General features: G+C 70.0%; 15 protein-coding genes. 8 read left to right on the top strand and 7 right to left on the bottom strand.

Going from position 1 to position 17,602, the window contains the following annotated elements:
- Window positions 1-28: 28 nt before the first annotated feature.
- Window positions 29-1,399 (bottom strand): extracellular solute-binding protein, encoded by a 1,371-nt coding sequence (locus ACFVXA_RS32575; RefSeq protein ID WP_390028052.1) that lies wholly within the window; start codon window positions 1,397-1,399, stop codon window positions 29-31.
- Between the two features lie 74 nt (window positions 1,400-1,473).
- Window positions 1,474-4,422 carry a tetratricopeptide repeat protein gene (locus tag ACFVXA_RS32580; protein ID WP_390028053.1) on the bottom strand — a complete coding sequence of 983 codons (2,949 nt, stop codon included), beginning with the start codon at window positions 4,420-4,422 and terminating at the stop codon, window positions 1,474-1,476.
- 65 nt (window positions 4,423-4,487) lie between these two features.
- Between ACFVXA_RS32580 and ACFVXA_RS32585 the strand changes: the two genes are divergently transcribed.
- The gene (locus ACFVXA_RS32585; protein WP_362033346.1) at window positions 4,488-5,048 is read left to right on the top strand and encodes a hypothetical protein; all 561 of its coding nucleotides are present in this window, start codon (window positions 4,488-4,490) and stop codon (window positions 5,046-5,048) included.
- Window positions 5,049-5,095: 47 nt separating this feature from the next.
- Entirely contained in the window at window positions 5,096-5,536 is a 441-nt protein-coding gene (locus tag ACFVXA_RS32590; RefSeq protein ID WP_362033343.1) for a hypothetical protein, read from the top strand.
- A 134-nt stretch (window positions 5,537-5,670) separates the two neighbouring features.
- Here the strand turns inward: ACFVXA_RS32590 and ACFVXA_RS32595 are convergent, their stop codons facing one another.
- Together ACFVXA_RS32595 and ACFVXA_RS32600 are read right to left on the bottom strand one after the other, a co-directional pair.
- Entirely contained in the window at window positions 5,671-6,354 is a 684-nt protein-coding gene (locus tag ACFVXA_RS32595) for a response regulator (protein WP_362033340.1), read from the bottom strand.
- Window positions 6,351-8,054 (bottom strand): ATP-binding protein, encoded by a 1,704-nt coding sequence (locus tag ACFVXA_RS32600; RefSeq protein ID WP_384400877.1) that lies wholly within the window; start codon window positions 8,052-8,054, stop codon window positions 6,351-6,353. The genes ACFVXA_RS32595 and ACFVXA_RS32600 overlap by 4 nt, the downstream gene beginning before the upstream one ends.
- A gap of 269 nt (window positions 8,055-8,323) precedes the next feature.
- Here ACFVXA_RS32600 and ACFVXA_RS32605 point away from each other — a divergent pair, with 269 nt between their 5' ends.
- Window positions 8,324-9,688 (top strand): cation:dicarboxylate symporter family transporter, encoded by a 1,365-nt coding sequence (locus tag ACFVXA_RS32605; RefSeq protein WP_383747646.1) that lies wholly within the window; start codon window positions 8,324-8,326, stop codon window positions 9,686-9,688.
- Between the two features lie 357 nt (window positions 9,689-10,045).
- Here ACFVXA_RS32605 and ACFVXA_RS32610 read toward each other — a convergent pair whose 3' ends face one another.
- Window positions 10,046-10,663, bottom strand: coding sequence for a TetR/AcrR family transcriptional regulator (locus ACFVXA_RS32610; RefSeq protein WP_390028054.1), 618 nt, complete (start codon window positions 10,661-10,663; stop codon window positions 10,046-10,048).
- A 294-nt stretch (window positions 10,664-10,957) separates the two neighbouring features.
- Between ACFVXA_RS32610 and ACFVXA_RS32615 the strand changes: the two genes are divergently transcribed.
- Window positions 10,958-11,728 carry a DUF2127 domain-containing protein gene (locus tag ACFVXA_RS32615; protein ID WP_362033331.1) on the top strand — a complete coding sequence of 257 codons (771 nt, stop codon included), beginning with the start codon at window positions 10,958-10,960 and terminating at the stop codon, window positions 11,726-11,728.
- A gap of 127 nt (window positions 11,729-11,855) precedes the next feature.
- On the opposite strand, the gene ACFVXA_RS32620 is transcribed toward ACFVXA_RS32615, so the two are convergent.
- On the bottom strand, window positions 11,856-12,788 hold the full coding sequence (locus ACFVXA_RS32620) for an aldo/keto reductase (RefSeq protein ID WP_390028055.1): 933 nt from the start codon (window positions 12,786-12,788) through the stop codon (window positions 11,856-11,858).
- Window position 12,789: 1 nt separating this feature from the next.
- A complete protein-coding gene (locus ACFVXA_RS32625; protein WP_390028056.1) occupies window positions 12,790-13,692 on the bottom strand; it encodes an NAD-dependent epimerase/dehydratase family protein in 903 nt (300 codons plus the stop codon).
- Window positions 13,693-13,779: 87 nt separating this feature from the next.
- Between ACFVXA_RS32625 and ACFVXA_RS32630 the strand changes: the two genes are divergently transcribed.
- The 4 genes from ACFVXA_RS32630 (at window position 13,780) to ACFVXA_RS32645 (ending at window position 17,568) form a co-directional block, all read left to right on the top strand.
- Window positions 13,780-14,295 (top strand): Lrp/AsnC family transcriptional regulator, encoded by a 516-nt coding sequence (locus tag ACFVXA_RS32630; RefSeq protein WP_362033322.1) that lies wholly within the window; start codon window positions 13,780-13,782, stop codon window positions 14,293-14,295.
- A gap of 46 nt (window positions 14,296-14,341) precedes the next feature.
- The gene (locus ACFVXA_RS32635) at window positions 14,342-14,770 is read left to right on the top strand and encodes a MerR family transcriptional regulator (protein ID WP_383747612.1); all 429 of its coding nucleotides are present in this window, start codon (window positions 14,342-14,344) and stop codon (window positions 14,768-14,770) included.
- The gene (locus tag ACFVXA_RS32640; protein WP_362033316.1) at window positions 14,767-15,099 is read left to right on the top strand and encodes a thioredoxin domain-containing protein; all 333 of its coding nucleotides are present in this window, start codon (window positions 14,767-14,769) and stop codon (window positions 15,097-15,099) included. Before ACFVXA_RS32635 ends, ACFVXA_RS32640 begins: the two co-directional genes overlap by 4 nt.
- Window positions 15,100-15,240: 141 nt before the next feature.
- Window positions 15,241-17,568, top strand: a complete 2,328-nt coding sequence (locus ACFVXA_RS32645; protein ID WP_383747644.1) for a HelD family protein — start codon at window positions 15,241-15,243, stop codon at window positions 17,566-17,568.
- Window positions 17,569-17,602 lie beyond the last annotated feature (34 nt).

A 17,602-nucleotide genomic window follows, 5' to 3' on the forward strand; every position in this document is an offset into this window, starting at 1 on the left:
ACCGGAGAAGCCGCCCGCGTACCCACGCTCACTTCTTGATCACTTGGTTGTCGGTGGCCGTCTTCAGTTCCTCGTCGTAGCCGCTCGCCGCCTTGTCGACCGAGCTGTCGCCCGTCGTCACGCCCTCCATCGCCTCCTGGATGGCGGTCGAGACCTTCGGGTACGCCGGGTACGCGGGCCGGTAGTGCGTGCTCGCGACCAGGTCCGTGAAGAACTTGATGCCGGGCTGCGCCTGCACGTACGCGGGATCGGCGGCCACGTCCTTGCGCACCGCGATACCGGAGTTGGCGATGTACCACTTCTGGGCGTTCGCCTTGGTCTGCATCGTCTCGATGAACTTGAAGGCCAGGTCGGGGTTGGCCGCTTTGGCGGGGATCGACCAGGTCCAGCCGCCGGACATGCTCACCTTGCCGCGGGCCTGGCCGTGCTGGGTGGGCATGGAGGCGAGGCCGAGCTTTTGCGACCACTCGGGCCATTCGTGGCCGGAGCCCTTCAGCCAGTCCTGCGGGAGCCAGCTGCCGTCGAGGTTGATGCCGAGCTTGCCCTGGGGCAGCAGCTCACCGCGGATGCGCGTCTGGATGTTGGGGTCCAGGGCGTCGGCGACATCGAGGCCGAGCTTCTCCTTGTAGACCGTCTCCACGAAGGTGAGGGCGTCCTTGAAGCCCTGGCTCCCGGCGATCCACTTCTTCGATGCCGTGTCGTACAGGGGGTCCGTCGTCCCGTCGCCCGTCCCGTACAGCAGCATCTCGAAGCCCTGCATGGTGGCGGCCTCGCCGGCGGGCTTGCCGGTGTAGACGTTCAGGGGCGTGACACCGGGGACCTTCGCCTTGATGGCGCGCGCGGCGCTCAGCACGTCGTCCCATGTCTTCGGCTGCCAGTCGCTCGGCAGGCCCGCCTTCTTGAAGATCGCCTTGTCGAACCAGAGCCCCCGCGTGTCCGTCCCGTCCGGAACTCCGTACGTCTTCCCGTCCTGCGCCTTGGCCGCGGACTTCGCCGTGTCGATGAACTGACCCCAGTCCGGCCACTTGTCGAGGTAGGAGTCGAGCGGCTTCAAATACCCGCTGGTGATGTCCGAGTTGATCAGGAACGTGTCCTCGTAGACCAGATCGGGCGCCGTCTTGGGCGACCTCAGCATCTGCTGGAGCTTCGTGTAGTACTCGGAGTCCGGAGCCTTGATCGGGACGAGTTCGACCTTCTTCCCCGGGTTCGCCTTCTCGAACTCCTTCTTCATCTGGCCCAGGTAGGTGTCCATCACCCTGATCGAGTTGTCCGTGGACTGTTTGAAGGAGATCTTCACGGTGTCCGGATCGCTCCCGGATCCCGAACCGCAGGCGGTGAGCGCGGTGGCGGTGAGCAGAGTCGCGAGAAAAAGTGGGGCGGCGGTGGGGCGCACGGGCACGACCTCCTACTGACCGACATCGTTGTCGGCCGAGCCGAGTTGTCTGCTCGGTGAACCTAAGAGGTGTGCGGATGTCAGGTCAATGACTCTGCAGTGACTTGGACCTGGGCAGCCTGCGACGAAGCCCCCGCCCGGTTGAACGCCTCGACCGCCTCGAGCCAGGCGACGCGGGCCTCGGTGGGGCGGCCCGCGGAATCGTGGATTCTGCCGAGAGCGGTCAGCGTCTGTCCCGCGCCGTACCAGTCGGAGAACTCCCTGCAGATCTCGAGGTCCTTTCTGTAGGCCTCGATGGCTTCCTCGGTCCGGCCCGTCTCCTGCAGAGCCAGGCCCACGTGGTACCAGGCCATACCTTCGCGGTGCCGGTCCCCTGTGGCCCGGTGCAGGTCGCGGGCGCACATGTGGGCATGCAGCGCCTCCTCGGTCCGCCCCGCCTTCCGCAGGGCGAGGCCGAGATGGTTCCACGCCATGCCCTCGCGATTGAGGTCTCCTGTCGCGTGGTGCAGGTCGCGGGCGCGTGTGTGCGCTTCGATGGCTTCCGCACTCCGGCCCGCCGTGCGCAGAGCGAGGCCCAGGCTGTTCCAGGCTCCCGCTTCGCGATTGCGGTCGCCGGCGGCTCGGTGCAGGTCGCGGGCGCGCGTGTGCGCCTCGATGGCCTCCATGACCTGGCCTGACCCTCGAAGGGCGTAGCCGAGCTGGTTCCAGGCCACGCCTTCGCGGTCACGGTCGTCCCGGCGCCGGGCGGCCTGCTGCGCGGCTTGACTGACTGTCACGTAGTCGTCGAAGTACCGGCGCCAGTCCAGGTAGGCACCCAGCGTCAGGGCGATGTCGGTGGCGGCGAGCGCGTGACGGTCGTCCGCTGCCCACTGCGTTGCCGCGACGAGGTTCGCGCGCTCCGCGTCCAGCCAGGCGAGCGCCGCGGGGCGGTCGTCGAACAGATTCGGCACCGGGTTCCCCGGCAGCCACCGCATGTGATTGTCGGCGGCCTCCGTCCGGCTCAGGTAGAAGCTCAGCATGTTTCCTCTGGCGGTTTCGCCCTCCTCCGTCAACGAGGGGTCGCTTGCCACGACAGCTGCCGCATACGCCCGCACCAAGTCGTGCAACCGCCACCGCACCAGCCCGGACGACGGGACGGGGGTCACGAGGCGGCTGGCCGCCAGCTCCTCCAGAAGGGGGAGGGTCTGCTCGGGCGTGGCGCCGCATGATGCCCCGGCCGCACCGCTGTCGACCTCGGCGGTCGGGGCCAGCGCCAGGAGGCGCAGCAACCTGGCCTGCGCTTCCGGCAGCCGGGTGTAGGCCAGGTCGAATATCGGGCGAAGGGCCAGCGTGGCCGTGGGGTCGGTGGTCGCGCGGATGTCGGTGACCAATGAGCCGATGGTGCGGTATCGGCGTCTGCGCAACATGGCCGCGGCGATCTGGAGGGCCAGTGGATGGTTTCCGCACACCACGGCCAGTTCCGCGAGGGCGGCGGGCTCTTGGGCGGGCCGGTCGTCGCGGTCGTCGCTCAGCCGCAGCGATTTGGTGATGAGGCCGGCGGCGGCGGACGGAGTCAGAGTGTCGAGGTCGATCAGGCGCGCGGGCAGATCGGTCAGCCGGTGACGTGAGGTGATCAGAACCCGGTGACGATCGGTGCCGGGCAGGAGCGGTGTCAGCTGGGCCGGGTCCGAGGCGTTGTCGAGGAGCAGCAACATCGGACGGGGCTGCTGGGTGAGCAGTGTGCGGTAGAGCGCGTACTGGGCCGCTGTGGTCTGCGGCAGGCTGTTGCCGCGCACGCCAAACGCGTCGAGAAGAGCGAGTAGAGCCTGGTCGGCTGTGACGGGGTCGTCGTCATAGCCGCGCAGATCGACGAAGAGAGTGCCGCCGGGGAACCAGCCGTGGGCGACCGCCTTGTGGGAGGCGTGCAACGCCAGAGCGGTCTTACCGATGCCGCCAAGGCCTGAGACCGCGCAGATCACTACAGGTGACTCGGTGTCGGCCGAGGGGTCCAGGACGGGGAGGAGCCGCGCCAGGTCGTCCTCCCGGCCGGTGAATCCGGCGGGCGCGGCGGGAAGATCGGCCGTCGCGACCGGCACCGGGCCATGAGCGTGCCCCACGTCGCGCTCCGGCTCTGCCGGCCTGTGGGAGTCGCGCTCCGGCTCTCCTGGCCTGTGGGACATGGAGACCTGCGTCGGGGCTTGGCCGCCCACCGGCTCACCGGCACGGGACCCCTCCAGCGCGCTGTCCCGGAGGTCGAGGTGGTCACTGTGGCGTGGGGAGCGGCGAAAGGAGCCCTCCTGGGGGTCGCCGGAGATGCCGGAGCCGGCCGTCCGTCCTGTGGCCGGGCGGTGTTTGCCGAGGATGGCGACCGCCGCTGAGGCTGCCGCGTCGGCGGCGCGTGGCTGGGATCCCGACGCGTCGGACCCTGCCTTGCCGACGTCGGCGCAGTCGCTGATTCCCCGGATCACCAGGGTGTCCAACCGACTGCTGAGATGAGCCGCGTGGGCGACCCCGGACCCCTCCATCTCGATGGCGGCGGCGTCGTTGAAGTGATGCCGGATGTGCGCGGCGATCGCCGACTTGGAGTCGGCCAGTACGACATCGCCCACCGCGATCGGCTTCAGGTGCACCTTGCCCCGCAGGGCGAAGCGGGCGGCCTGTTCCAGGCGGTGCGAGGAGCGCCAGGCCTCGGGGCGCACGAGGAAGCCCTCGGGGGTCTGCTTGCCGCCGTGGATTCCGTACACCCTCGTGCCGACCACGACATCCCCGATCTTGATGTCGTCCTTGAGAGCGCCCGCCACTCCGACGAACAGCAAGGCCTCCGGGCGCAGCCAGGCCACGACGCGCTCGGTGAGCACGGCGGCGTTCAGGGCACCTTCGCCCAGCTCGGCCACGGCCACGTACCAGGGGGTGCCGGGGAGCCGGCCCCGCTCCACCCGTGTCCCCTCGGGGTGTTCCAGTTCCTCGGCCTCCGTCAGGTGCTTTCGCACGGCCGCGTACTCGCAAGGAAGTGCGGTAAGGACCACGACGGTGGGTTTTGTCTCCGGCACACTCATACGGTACTGCCAAGTCGCTTGTGCAGAGCAGATGTTGAGCGCGGGAGACGGAGGACTTCGTGCCGGAACAGCCTGTCACCGAGGGGCAGTTGCTGCTCGTCGAGTATCAGAGTGTCAAGGATGAGCAGAAGGCGCGGATCGGGTTTCGGGACAACCTGCTGTACGTGACCCTCGCCGTCGTGGCCGCCGTCGTCGCCGCGGCGGCGCAGGCCAAGCAGACATCCATGTTGCTCGCCCTTCCGCCGGTGTGCGTCGTTCTCGGGTGGACGTATCTCGTCAACGACGAGAAGATCTCCGCGATCGGGGCCTATGTACGAGGCAAGTTGGGGCCTCGGATGGCTGAAATCGCCGGGATCGAGGCCACCTTGGGGTGGGAGAACGCTCATCGCGGGGACGCGCGGCGGGCCTCGCGCAAGGTCATCCAGTGCGGGGTCGATCTGCTCGCGTTCTGTGTCGTGCCGCTCGGGGGGCTCGTCGTGTATTGGGGAAGTGGTCAAGTCGTCCCAGGACTACTGGTGTTGTCGGTGGTCGAGGCGCTGGCGGCGGTGGGGCTGGGGGTGCTGATCGTGTCGTACGCGCAACCTTTCGGGGCGGCCGTGGGTCCCCCTGACGCGAGTTGACATCAGCTACGCGAACAAGTCCGTCTCGTATGTCTGGGGGAGACGTGGTGTCGGACGACAGGGATCGCCGCTTTACCTTCATCGAGAGTGTGCGCCGGTTCTTCTGGCTTCCGCGGGAGGTTCCGCGAGGGCCTGCGCCGATCCTGCCGCTGACGCGGGTGTGGATCTTCGGCGTCGTCGCCGTGGGGGCGGGTTTCGCCGCCCTCGGGTGGGGCGACTGGCTGTATGTGATCGTGATCAGCACGGTGTTCGCCCTGCTCGACGACGTGATCGAGGGGGTGCGGCATCGCTGGCCTGCCTTCGTGGTCGCTCTGCCGGCCGGGTGGGCCGCCGACCGGCTTGTGCGGGCCGTGACATCCGCTCCCCGCGATCCCGACTGGGCTCACTATCCCGGCCTCGTGGTCGGGGCGCTGGTCGCCTTCGCGGTGTTCGTGGTGATCACCCGCCTGCCGGACCGTCGGCGGGCGGTCCGCTCGGTCCCCTCCTGAAGAGATCCGGGTGGGCACGTGTCTCTCCGGGCGGTGGCTCAGCTCGCCGAGGCACCGCACGCGTACGAGTGCGTGCACACCGGGAAGGTGGACGGGCGCGCCGTCATCCCTCCTGGGTGAAGGGCTCACCTCGGTCAGCCCTTCACCCAGCGGTACTGCAACTCGGGTCGGCCCACCTGCCCGTACTGCGGGGCGCGTGCCGCCCGGCCCGCCTCCACCAGGTGCTCCAGATACCGCCGGGCCGTGATCCGGGAGATGCCGACCACCTCGGCGACTCCGGCCGCCGTCAGGCCGTCGGCGCGGTCGCGGAGGGCGACGGTGACGCGTTCCAGGGTCGGGGCGCTGAGCCCCTTGGGGAGCGCGGCCGGGCCCGGGGCGCGCAGGGTCGCCAGGGCGCGGTCCACCTCGTCCTGACCGCTCGCCTCGCCCGCCGCCGCGTGGAACTCCGCGTACCGGACGAGGCGGTCGCGCAGGGTGGCGAAGGTGAAGGGCTTCAGGACGTACTGGACGACCCCGAGCGAGACCCCTTCCCGTACGACCGCCAGATCTCGCGCAGACGTCACCGCGATCACGTCGGCGTGATAGCCGGCGGCGCGGAGGGAACGGGCGAGCTGCAGTCCGTGCACGTCCGGCAGGTGCAGGTCGAGCAGCAGCAGGTCCACCGGCGTACGGTCCAGCGCGCGCCGCGCCTCCGCGCCCGTGTGCGCCTTGCCGACCGCCGTGAAGCCGGGCACCCGGCCGACGTACATGACGTGCGCGTCGGCGGCGACCGGGTCGTCCTCGACGACGAGTACGCGGATGGGACCGGGGTCGGTCATACGTCGCCTCCAGGCAAGGCGGGCTGGACGGGCTGGGACGGGGCGGCTTCGGGCCCGGGCTCGGGCCGGCCACCGGTCTCCTCCGGGGCGTCCTGTGCCGAGCGCACCGTACGCAACGGCAACCGCACCTCGAACTCCGCCCCGCCCCCGGCGGCCTCCCGTACCGTCAGGGTGCCCTCGTGGCGGGCCACGGCCTGGCGAACGAGGGCGAGGCCGAGGCCGCGTCCGGCGGGTCCCGCCGGCTTCGTGGACCAGCCGCGCTGGAAGACCTGTTCGGCGTGGGCCGGGTGCACCCCCGCCCCGGTGTCGGCGACCCGCAGCACCAGGACGGACTTGTCCGTGAACGCCGTCACCGTGACCCGCGCGCCCACCGTGCCCTGCGCCGCGTCCACCGCGTTGTCGATCAGGTTGCCGAGGACGGTGACCAGGTCGCGGGCGGACAGGGACGCGGGCAGCAGGCCGTCGTCGATGGCGCTGTCGTCGGACACCACCAGCTCCACGCCCCGCTCGTTCGCCTGTGCCGCCTTGCCGAGGAGCAGCGCGGCGAGGACCGGTTCGCTGACCGCCGCGACGACTCGGTCGGTGAGCGTCTGCGCCAGTTCGAGTTCGGCCGTGGCGAAGTCGACGGCCTCCTCGGCGCGGCCCAGTTCGATGAGCGAGACCACCGTGTGCAGGCGGTTCGCGGCCTCGTGGGCCTGCGAGCGCAGCGCCTGCGTGAAGCCGCGCTCCGAGTCCAACTCGCCCATCAGCGCCTGGAGTTCGGTCACGTCACGCAGGGTCACCACGGTGCCCCGGCGTTCACCTCCCGAGACGGGGGAGGTGTTCACGACCAGCACGCGCGACGCGGTCAGATGGACCTCGTCCACCCGTGGCTCCGCCGACAGCAGCGCGCCCGTCAGCGGTGCGGGCAGCCCGAGCTCGGCCACCGAGTGGCCGACGACCTCGTCCGTCACACCGAGCAGCTCCCGCCCGCCGTCGTTCATCAGCGCCACCCGGAACTGCCCGTCCAGCATCAGCAGCCCCTCGCGTACGGCGTGCAGCGCGGCCTGGTGGTAGTCGTGCATCCGGCTGAGCTCGGCCGCGTTCATGCCGTGGGTGGAGCGGCGCAGCCGGGCGTTGATGACGTACGTGCCGATGCCGCCCAGCGTCAGGGCGCCCGCCGCGACGCCGATGAGCGCGGTGACCTGGTCCTGGACGCGCTGGGTGATCGCCTCGACCTTGATGCCGGCGCTGACCAGACCGACGATGTGGCCGTTGTCGGAGATCGGGGTGACGGCGCGTACGGAAGGGCCGAGGCTGCCGGTGTAGGTCTCCGTGAAGGATGTGCCGTGCAGGGCGGGGCCGATGTGGCCGAGGAAGTGCTTGCCGATCAGCGTCTCGTCGGGGTGGGTCCAGCGGATGCCTTGCGGGTTCATGATCGTCACGAAGTCCACGCCGGTGTCCCGCTGCACCTGGAGGGCGTACGGCTGAAGATCCTTCGTGGGGTCGCTGGTGTGGATGGCCGCGCGGACGGACGGGGCGTCGGCGACGGACCGCGCGACGGCCGTGGCCTGGCGGCCCGCCGCCTCCTCGGCCTGGCTGCGGTCGCTGACATAGCTGAACAGCGCGTACCCGGCGACGAGGACCGCGATCAGCACGGCCTGCATGGCGAAGAGCTGGCCGGCCAGGCTGCGGGGTCTCGGGAGACGGGGTAGGCGCATGTCGTTCAGTCTGCCTCTCCTGATCAGGCTCCTTCGAGGAGGCTCCGACGAGCGGGCCCGGCGATCGGTGTCCTTATAAGTGTGAACTAAATGAACGGAAGGGTGACCGCCCTCACAAGGCGGGAGATAGTCACCGCATCCCCCGGGAGTCCACGCCTCCCGGATCCCCCGGACGTGAGCCGCACGCCGGGTCCCGCCGGTCGTGAGCCGCACGCCGGATGATGCCGACGACGTCGTCAAGGAGGGCAGCCGTGGCCAGCACACCGCAGATGGCACCTGCCGCACCCGCGGTCAAGCGCGACCGCACCCATTACCTGTACATCGCCGTGATCGTCGCGGTGGCTCTCGGCATCGCCGTCGGGTTCGCCGCGCCGGACTTCGCCGTGGAGCTCAAGCCGATCGGTACGGGCTTTGTGAACCTGATCAAGATGATGATCTCGCCGATCATCTTCTGCACGATCGTGCTCGGCGTCGGCTCGGTACGGAAGGCCGCCAAGGTCGGCAAGGTGGGCGGGCTCGCGCTCGGCTACTTCATCGTGATGTCCTTCGTGGCGCTGGCCATCGGCCTGGTGGTCGGCAACATCATCCACCCGGGCAGCGGGATGCACCTGACCGAGGCCGTGAAGGGCGTCGGCCACACCCAGGCCCAGGCCGCCGCCGAAGGGCCCGTCGACTTCCTCCTCGGGATCATCCCGACCACCTTCGTGTCGGCCTTCACCGAGGGCCAGGTCCTGCAGACGCTGCTGGTGGCCCTGCTCGTGGGCTTCGCGCTGCAGGCCATGGGCCGCAGCGGTCAGCCGATCCTGCGCGGGGTCGAGCACATCCAGAAGCTGGTCTTTCGCATCCTCGGCATGATCATGTGGGCCGCGCCCATCGGTGCCTTCGGAGCCATGGCGGCCGTCATCGGCGAGACCGGCATGGACGCGCTGAAGGCGCTGGGCACGATCATGCTGGGCTTCTACATCACCTGCGCCCTCTTCATCGTCATCGTGCTCGGCACGCTGACGAAGCTGGTGGCCAAGATCAACCTCTTCCAGCTGCTGAAGTACCTCGGCCGGGAGTTCCTGCTGATCGTCTCCACCTCGTCGTCCGAGTCCGCGCTGCCGCGGCTCATCGCGAAGATGGAGCACCTGGGGGTCAGCCGCCCGGTCGTCGGCATCACCGTGCCGACCGGCTACTCCTTCAACCTCGACGGCACGATGATCTACCTGACCATGGCCTCGCTGTTCATCGCCGACGCGATGGACCAGCCGATGAGCGTCGGTCAGCAGATCGGGCTGCTGCTTTTCATGATGGTCGCGTCCAAGGGTGCCGCCGGTGTCTCCGGGTCCGGTATCGCCGTACTGGCCAGCGGCCTGCAGTCGCACAAGCCCGCGCTGGTCGACGGGGTCGGCCTGATCATCGGTATCGACCGGTTCATGAGCGAGGCCCGCGCCGTCACCAACTTCGCGGGGAACGCGGTGGCGACGCTGCTGATCGGTACGTGGACGGGTGAGGTCGACAAGGAGCGGGTGAACCGCGTCCTTGCCGGTGAGCTGCCGTTCGACGAGAAGACCCTGCTGGACGACAACGAGGACGACGTCCCGGTGGAGGTGCCCGAGCAGGGCGGCGAGAAGGAACTGGCCAAGGCGTAGGCGCTCCGCTGGATGCGCGGGCCCTTTCGAGGGGCGGCTTTCCCGAGAAGGCACCTCCCGAGAGGAGCCTCCTGAGAGGAGCCTCCGAGAGAGGGGCCTCCTGAGGGGCGGGAACTGCGGGTCATTCGGAGGCTGCTGGTGGTTCGTGGCTGGTCGCGCAGTTCCCCGCGCCCCTGAAGGGGCACCTTCCGGGGCGCCCGCCGAATCGGGCGCCCCTCCTGAACCGGGCGCGCCTCCCTGAACGGGGCGCGCCCCCCGAGGCGCCGAGTGGTCAGGTCATCCCCCGAGACCTGGCCGCTCGGCCCCTCTCTTTCGGCGGCTTGAGCGGCTTCAGTTGCTTCAGTTGTTTCGGCTGCTTCAGACGCTCAGCTTCGTCACCAGTTCGGTGGCGCGGGAGGCGGGTACGCCCGCCGTGGTCAGTACGGTGATCACGGCGGAGCGGCCCGCCTCTTCGGCTGCCAGGAGGCCGTCGTTCACCGCCTCCATGAGGGTGAAGAGCGTCTGCTCGTGTACCGAGGCGAGTACCGGCGCCGTCAGCGGCGACTCGAACACGCCCTGGTCCAGGCCGCGTTGGAGCACCTCCGCGCACGCGTCGCGCACGGGCGTGAGCCGTTCGCGGATGCCCTGGACGGTGACGCTGCGCTGGGCGAGCCCGACCAGCAGCCGGTAGCGGTCGGCGACCTCCCAGATGGCGAGGGCCGAGCGGATCAGCGACTCGGCGGGGTCCTCGACACCCTCGCGGCCCCGGGCGTGCGCTGCCTCCACCGCCTCCATGGCCTCCTCGAAAAGCGTCCCGATCAGCGCCTCACGGCTCGGGAAGTGCCCGTAGACCGTGCGCCGTACGACGCCCGCGGCCCGCGCGATCTGGTCCATGGACGCGTCGGGGTCGCGCAGCAGCTCGGCGAGCGCGACATCGAGGATGCGGCGGCGGTTCACGTCCGCGCGGCTGGGGCTACCCGTGGTCATGGCTGCCATTCTGCATGCCCCGTGAGGTGAGCGGACGCTCCCGCACAAGGGCTCCACCACCTCCATTTCCTCGATTTGCCCACCCCTGTGCATTCATGTGGACGGCGCACGATCCGCCCGTCCCGGAGGCCGCCCGTGCCGGAGCCCGCCCGTCGCGGAGCTCGCCCGTCCCGGAGTCCGACGCCCCGGAGCCCGACCGCCCGGAACCGTGACCCGCGGGCCGCCGTCTCGTAGAACATGCACTACCGTGCCGTGCCGGACTGACCGGCACGGCACGGCACGTTCTGCGGAGGAAACGGGAGTATGAAGATCGACTGGGACCGGCGTACGTGTGCGCGGCGCGGCCATGTGACGTACGCGCCGGACGAGCCGCAGTTGCGTGGCCGACTGCGCGCCGAGACGGGTCTCGGCGAGGCCTGGCGCTGTCTGCGCTGCGGCGACTTCGCGCTCGGCGACCCGCACGGCTCGGGGCCCGCGGACGAGGCCCCGCTCGTCCCGCGCGGAAAGGTGCTGCGCGATCTGTTCATCCTGCGCTTCCTGGCCATCGAGCGGGCCGTGCGCGGTGTGTTCATCGTGCTGGTCGCGGCCGCCGTGTGGAAGTTCAGCAACAGCCAGGACGCGGTGCGCCGGCTCTTCGACGAGTACCTCGACGTCCTGCGCCCGGTCTTCAAGCACTTCCACTACGACCTCGACCACTCACCCGTGGTCGGCACCATCCAGAAGACCTTCGGCTACAAGCACTCCACCCTGGTGCTGGTGGCCGCGCTGCTCCTCGCGTACGCGCTGATCGAGCTCGTCGAGGCGGGCGGCCTCTGGTACGCCAAGCGCTGGGCGGAGTACCTGACGGTCGTCGCCACCGCCGCGTTCCTCCCTCTGGAGGTCTACGAACTCACCGAGCACATCAGCTACCTGAAGATCGCCACCCTCGTCCTCAACATCCTCGCCGTGCTCTACATCGCCCTCGCCAAGCGGCTGTTCGGGCTGCGCGGCGGGCGCAAGGCGTTCGAGGAGGAGCGGCACAGCGCGTCACTGCTGGAGGTGGAGGAGTCGGCGGGAGTCGTGGCCCACGCCTGAGACCACGCGAACCGGGGGGAGCCGGCTCCCCGGTCGCCGCTTCGGCGTGCCCGGGCGACGGATACCGACGGCCACCCACGTTTCGGTGCGTGGACGGCCACCCACCTTTCGGTGAGCGGACTGCCACTTACCTTTCGGTGGCGCCGGGTCGCTCACCCCGCCCGGCCACCGCCGCACTCAGTCGCTCCACCTCTCCCGGCTCCAGTACCAGATCCGCCGCCTCCGCCGAGTCCCGGATGGTTTCCGGGCGGCTGGCGCCCGGGATCGGGATCATGGCCGGTGATATCGCCAACAGCCATGCCAGAACTACCTGTTGGGAACTCACCCCGTGCTCGTCGGCCACCGTGTGAAAGACGTCGAAGGCGTGGAAGTCGCGGTCGTCGGCCGCCACCGTCGACGGCCCGTCCAGGGAGCTGCGCGAGATGCCGCCGAGCGGGCTCCAGGGGAGGAAGGCGATGCCCAGTTCGGCGCAGAGCCGCAGCTCGGGCTCGCTGTCGCGTACCGCGGGTGAGTACTGGTTCTGGACCGAGACCAGACGGTCGCCGAGGATCGCGTGGGCCCGCCGGATCTGGCCGGTGCTGGTGTTGGAGAGGCCGGCGAGGCGAATCGTGCCCTCGTCGAGGAGGTCGCGCAGGGCGCCGACCGAGTCCTCGAAGGGGACGGCGGGGTCGGGCTTGTGCAGCTGGTAAAGGCCGATCGCCTCGACCCCGAGCCGCTTCAGGGAGGCCTCCGCGGCCGACTTCAGGTGACGTGGGGATCCCGTCACCGTCCAGCTGCCGTCGGCGGGTCTGCCGCGGCCGCCCTTCGTGGTGACCAGCACGTCGCTCGTGTCGCCGCCGTAGGTCGCCAGGGCGCGGGCCACGAGCCGCTCGTTGTGACCGGGCTCGGCGCCGGGCAGGTGGTACGAGTCCGCCGTGTCCAGGAGGGTCACGCCCGCGTCGAGGGCGGCGTGCACCGTGGCCAGGGCCCGCGCCTCGCCGGGGCGGCCCTCGATGGACAACGGCATCGCACCGAGGCCGATCGCGCCGACACGAAGGCCTCCAAGTTGCCTGTCTCGCACCTCAGCTGTCCTTTCCAAGGGTCTCGGCGACCGCGATCGGCAGCCATTCCTTCGCTGTGCCGAACGTGAAACCGAGCTCCGTGGCCCGGGAGTTGTCCATTCCGTACGAGCGGGCGAACGAGAAGGGCGAGACCTCCCCGACCTCGACGTGCTGGAGGACCGTGTGGCCGTTCGGGATGTGAACGGCCACCGCCGCGCACAACTCCTCGGTGGTGAGCACCCCGTGGGAGGCGGCGTTCACGGGCCCGGTGAATTCCGCGCCCGCCACCCAGGCGAGGAAGTCCGCGATCTCCTCGACGTGCACGTACGTCGCGGGGTGGTTGACGGCGGGGACGGCGATGGGCTCGCCGGAGCGGACGCGCTCGGCATAGTGATCCAGCCGTCCGGTGAAGTCGTCGTCCCCGCCCAGGACATGGGCGACCCGGACGGCCACGTAGGGAAACGTCGGGTCGACCGCGAACACCGCCTCGGCCTGCCGCTTGCCCTCGCCGTAGTGCGCGTCCAGGAACTTCTCCTCGTCCCAGGGGAGTGCGAGGTCGATGGCGACCGTACGGGGGTCCACGGCGTCCTCGCGCACGAGGGCCGCCGAGTCCTCGTACTCGTACACCTCGACGGTGGACGTCATGACGTACCGCCGCGTGCGTCCCGCGAACACCCGGCGCGCGATCTGCGCCTGCCTCGGCGTGTAGCAGACCTGGTCGACGACGGCATCGAAAGTCCGTGAACCGAGCGCCTTTTCCAGAGAATGTCCGTCATTGCGGTCGGCGACCAGATGGATCGTCCCGGCGGGCGGTGCCGACGAGCCGCGATTGATGACGGTGACCCGGTCACCGGCGGCCATCAGCCGCGCGATCAGACGCTTTCCGAAATACCGGTTTCCGCCGATGACACATACCTCGCGCACGGCACCCCTCCACGCTTCTCATTTCCCGTGATCCTGCCCTGTGGTCATAATTCTTCCGGCGTACGAGTCAGGTCTGAAGGGGGAGTCATGGGAGATTGGGCCGCGGCACCGAAGGAACCACGGCATCTGCGCGCCGCCGCCGGCGAAACGTCGGTGGCCTTCGACGCGCTGGACCGACAGATCCTGGAGCTGCTCCAGAGCGACGGCCGGATCAAGCTGAGCGAACTCGGCCGCCGCGTCCGGCTGAGCCCGGCGGCCGTCGCCGAACGCGTCCGGCGCCTGGAGTCCGCGGGCGCCGTCACCGGCTACGGTGCCCATGTCTCACCGGCCCGCCTGGGCTACGGCATCCAGGCCTTCATCCGCGTCAACCCGCATGGCGGCTACACCCTGAAGCACCCCAGGACGGTGGAGCTGCTGGCCCGCCCCGAGGTTGTCGAGGTCCACCACGTCGTCGGCGAGGACTGCTGGATCCTCAAGGTCGCCGTCGAGGACACGATCCACCTGGAGGACGTCCTGGAACAGACCTCCGCACTGGGGCGTACGACGACCTCGATCGTCCTGTCGTCGCCGGTGGAGCGGAAGCCGCTGCTGCCGCCGGCCTGAGCTACTTGTTTGCGTTGACGTCGGCGTCAAGGAATACCGTCGACGTATGCGAATCGGCGAGCTGGCGGCGCGGGCCGGGACGACCACGCGGACTCTGCGCTACTACGAGTCGCGGGGGCTGCTTCCCGCGCGGCGGGGTGAGAACGGGTACCGGACGTACGACGAGCACGACCTGCGGCTGCTGCGGCAGATCAGGACGTTGCAGGACTTCGGGTTCGACCTGGAGGAGACGCGGCCCTTCGTGGAGTGTCTGCGGGCCGGGCACCCGGAGGGCGACTCGTGCCCCGCCTCGCTCGCGGTCTACCGCCGCAAGCTCGGTGAACTCGACGCGCTGATCGACGAGTTGGTGTCGGTGCGCGCGAAGGTCGGTGAGCAGCTGGCGCGGGCGGAGCGGGCGCGTGACGAGCTGGCGGCCGACGCGGAGGTTCCGGGCGGCCCGGAACCCGTATGCGAACTGGGAGGGCGGACGCGGTGATCAAGGCAGCGGGCGTGGCGGAAGTGACGGACGCGGACTTCGAGGCGGAGGTGATCGGGGCGGAGCTGCCGGTGCTGGTGGAGTTCACCGCCGACTGGTGCCCGCCGTGCCGGCAGATGGGGCCGGTGCTGAGCGACCTCGCCTCCGAGGAGGGCGACCGGCTCAAGGTCGTCCAGCTGGACGTGGACACCAATCCGCGGACGACACTCGCGTACGGCGTGCTGGCGATGCCCACCTTCATGGTGTTCCGGGGCGGCGAGCCGGTGAAGTCGATGGTGGGCGCCCGGCCCAAGCGTCGGCTCCTCGAGGAGCTGTCCGACGTGCTCTGACCTCGCGCCTCCTCATCGATCTCATCGAGATACAAGAAATCCCCCGAGCGACGATTGCGCTCGGGGGATTTCTTTGCGTATATTCAATGATTCGCGACTTCACGGTAATGCGGTCGCGGAGAAGTTCACTGGGCACAGTATATCCGGGCGGGAGTGGCATTGTCAAACAAGGGCTCACACACAGAATTGCCCGACGATGAATTGCGGCATGAGCAGGAATTCATCGACGGGTTGTACGCGCGCGTGGACGCCCTGCGCGGAGTCACGGAGGCATCCGTCGGGGACGCGCTCGCGCAGGGCAACACGCCCATGCAGGCCAGGCTCGAACGGGACGTCCTGGTCGCCGAGCGCTCGGGCCTGCTCGCCGCTCTGAACGCCGTCGACGGTTCGCTCTGCTTCGGGCGCATCGACCTTTCCCCCGAGCTCTCCGCTTCGGTCGAGCAGGGGGAACCCCCGTCCGGCATCAGCCACCACATCGGCCGCATCGGCATCCGAGCCGACGACGCCGAACACACGCCCATCCTCATCGACTGGCGCGCCCCGGTCGCCCGCCCCTTCTATCTGGCCACCGGCTACACCCCCATGGGGCTGCGCCGCCGCCGGCACATCACCACCGACGGCCGGCGCGTCACCGGCCTGCACGACGAGATCCTCGACCTGGGCGATCACGAACGCACCGGTCACGAGGACCCGACCGGCGACGCCGTGCTGCTCGCCGCGCTGAACTCCGCGCGCACCGGCCGCATGAGCGACATCGTGCAGACCATCCAGGCCGAGCAGGACCGCATCATCCGCGCTCCGCACCGCGGTGTGCTGGTCGTGGAGGGCGGCCCCGGCACCGGCAAGACGGCGGTCGCGCTGCACCGGGCCGCCTACCTGCTGTACGAGTACCGGGAACTGCTGGCCAAGCGCGCCGTCCTCATCGTCGGCCCCAACCCGGCCTTCCTCGGCTACATCGGCGAGGTGCTGCCCTCCCTCGGCGAGACGGGCGTCCTGCTCGCGACGGTCGGCGAACTGTTCCCCGGAGTGAAGGCCACCGCCACGGACCCGCCCGAGGCGGCCGCCGTGAAGGGCCGCGCCGAGATGGCCGACGTACTGGCCGAGGTGGTCCGCGACCGCCAGGCGCTCCCCGACCCGGTGATCGCGATCGAGCACGACCGGGACATCCTGATGCTCGACGCCGGGCTCGTCCAGGTCGCCCGCGAACGCACCCGCGGCGCCGAACTGCCCCACAACGTGGCCCGCGAGCACTTCGAGGGCCACATCCTCAACACGCTCACCGACATGCTGGCCGAGCGCATCGGCACGGACCCGTTCGACGGCTCCAACCTCCTCGACCCGAGCGACATCACGCAGATCCGCGACGAGCTGGCCGAGAACCCCGAGGTGTGGAGCGCGATCGACCAGCTGTGGCCGAGGCTGACCCCGCAGCGCCTGGTCGCCGAGTTCCTGGCCGACCCCGAGGGATATGTGACGGACGAGGACGCGGAGGCGATCCGCCGCCCGGTCACCGGGGAGTGGACCACGGCGGACGTGCCCCTCCTCGACGAGGCCGCCGAACTGCTCGGCGAGGACGACCGGGTGGCCCGGGCGCTGGCGGATCAGGATCGCCGTACCCAAGTCGCCTACGCGCAGGGTGTCCTGGACGTCTCCTACGCCTCCCGCACCTACGAGTTCGAGGACAAGGACGAGGAGGACTCCGAGGTCCTCTCCGCGCACAACATCATCGACGCCGAGCGCATGGCCGAGCGCCACGAGGAGGCGGACCACCGCAGCGCCGCCGAGCGCGCGGCGGCCGACCGCACCTGGGCCTTCGGCCACATCATCGTCGACGAGGCGCAGGAACTGTCCCCGATGGCCTGGCGGCTGCTGATGCGGCGCAGTCCGACGCGGTCCATGACGCTCGTCGGCGACCCCGCGCAGACGGCGGAGGCGGCGGGGGTCGGCTCCTGGTCCGAGATCCTCGCCCCGTACGTCGAGGACCGCTGGGACCACACGCGGCTCGCCGTCAACTATCGGACGCCGTCGGAGATCATGGAAATGGCGGCGGGGGTGCTGCGGGCGGAGCATCCCGGGTTCGAGCCGCCTCGGTCCGTGCGGTCGACGGGCGTACGGCCGTGGGTGCGGGCCGCCGGGGACGACTTGCCCGGCGCCGTCGCCAAGGCCGTCGCCGAGCTGACTCCCGCCGAGGGGCGGCTCGCGGTGATCGCTCCGGTTGAGCTGCATGCCTCGCTGGCGGCTCGCCTCGACGACGTGACGGCGGGGGAGGAGCCCGACCTGACCCGTACGGTCGTCCTGCTCTCTCCGCGTCAGGCCAAGGGGCTGGAGTTCGACTCCGTGCTGGTGGTCGAGCCGGCGTCGTACGGGACCAGCGACCTGTACGTCGCGCTGACCCGAGCCACGCAGGCGCTCGGGGTGCTGTATACGGAGGATCTGCCCGAGTCGTTGCGGGGGGCGGGGTCGGCATAGGGGTTTCCTCGCCCCCTCCGCCCCTACCCGTCCC

Source organism: Streptomyces sp. NPDC058246 (genome assembly GCF_042881985.1).
Lineage (GTDB): Bacteria > Actinomycetota > Actinomycetes > Streptomycetales > Streptomycetaceae > Streptomyces.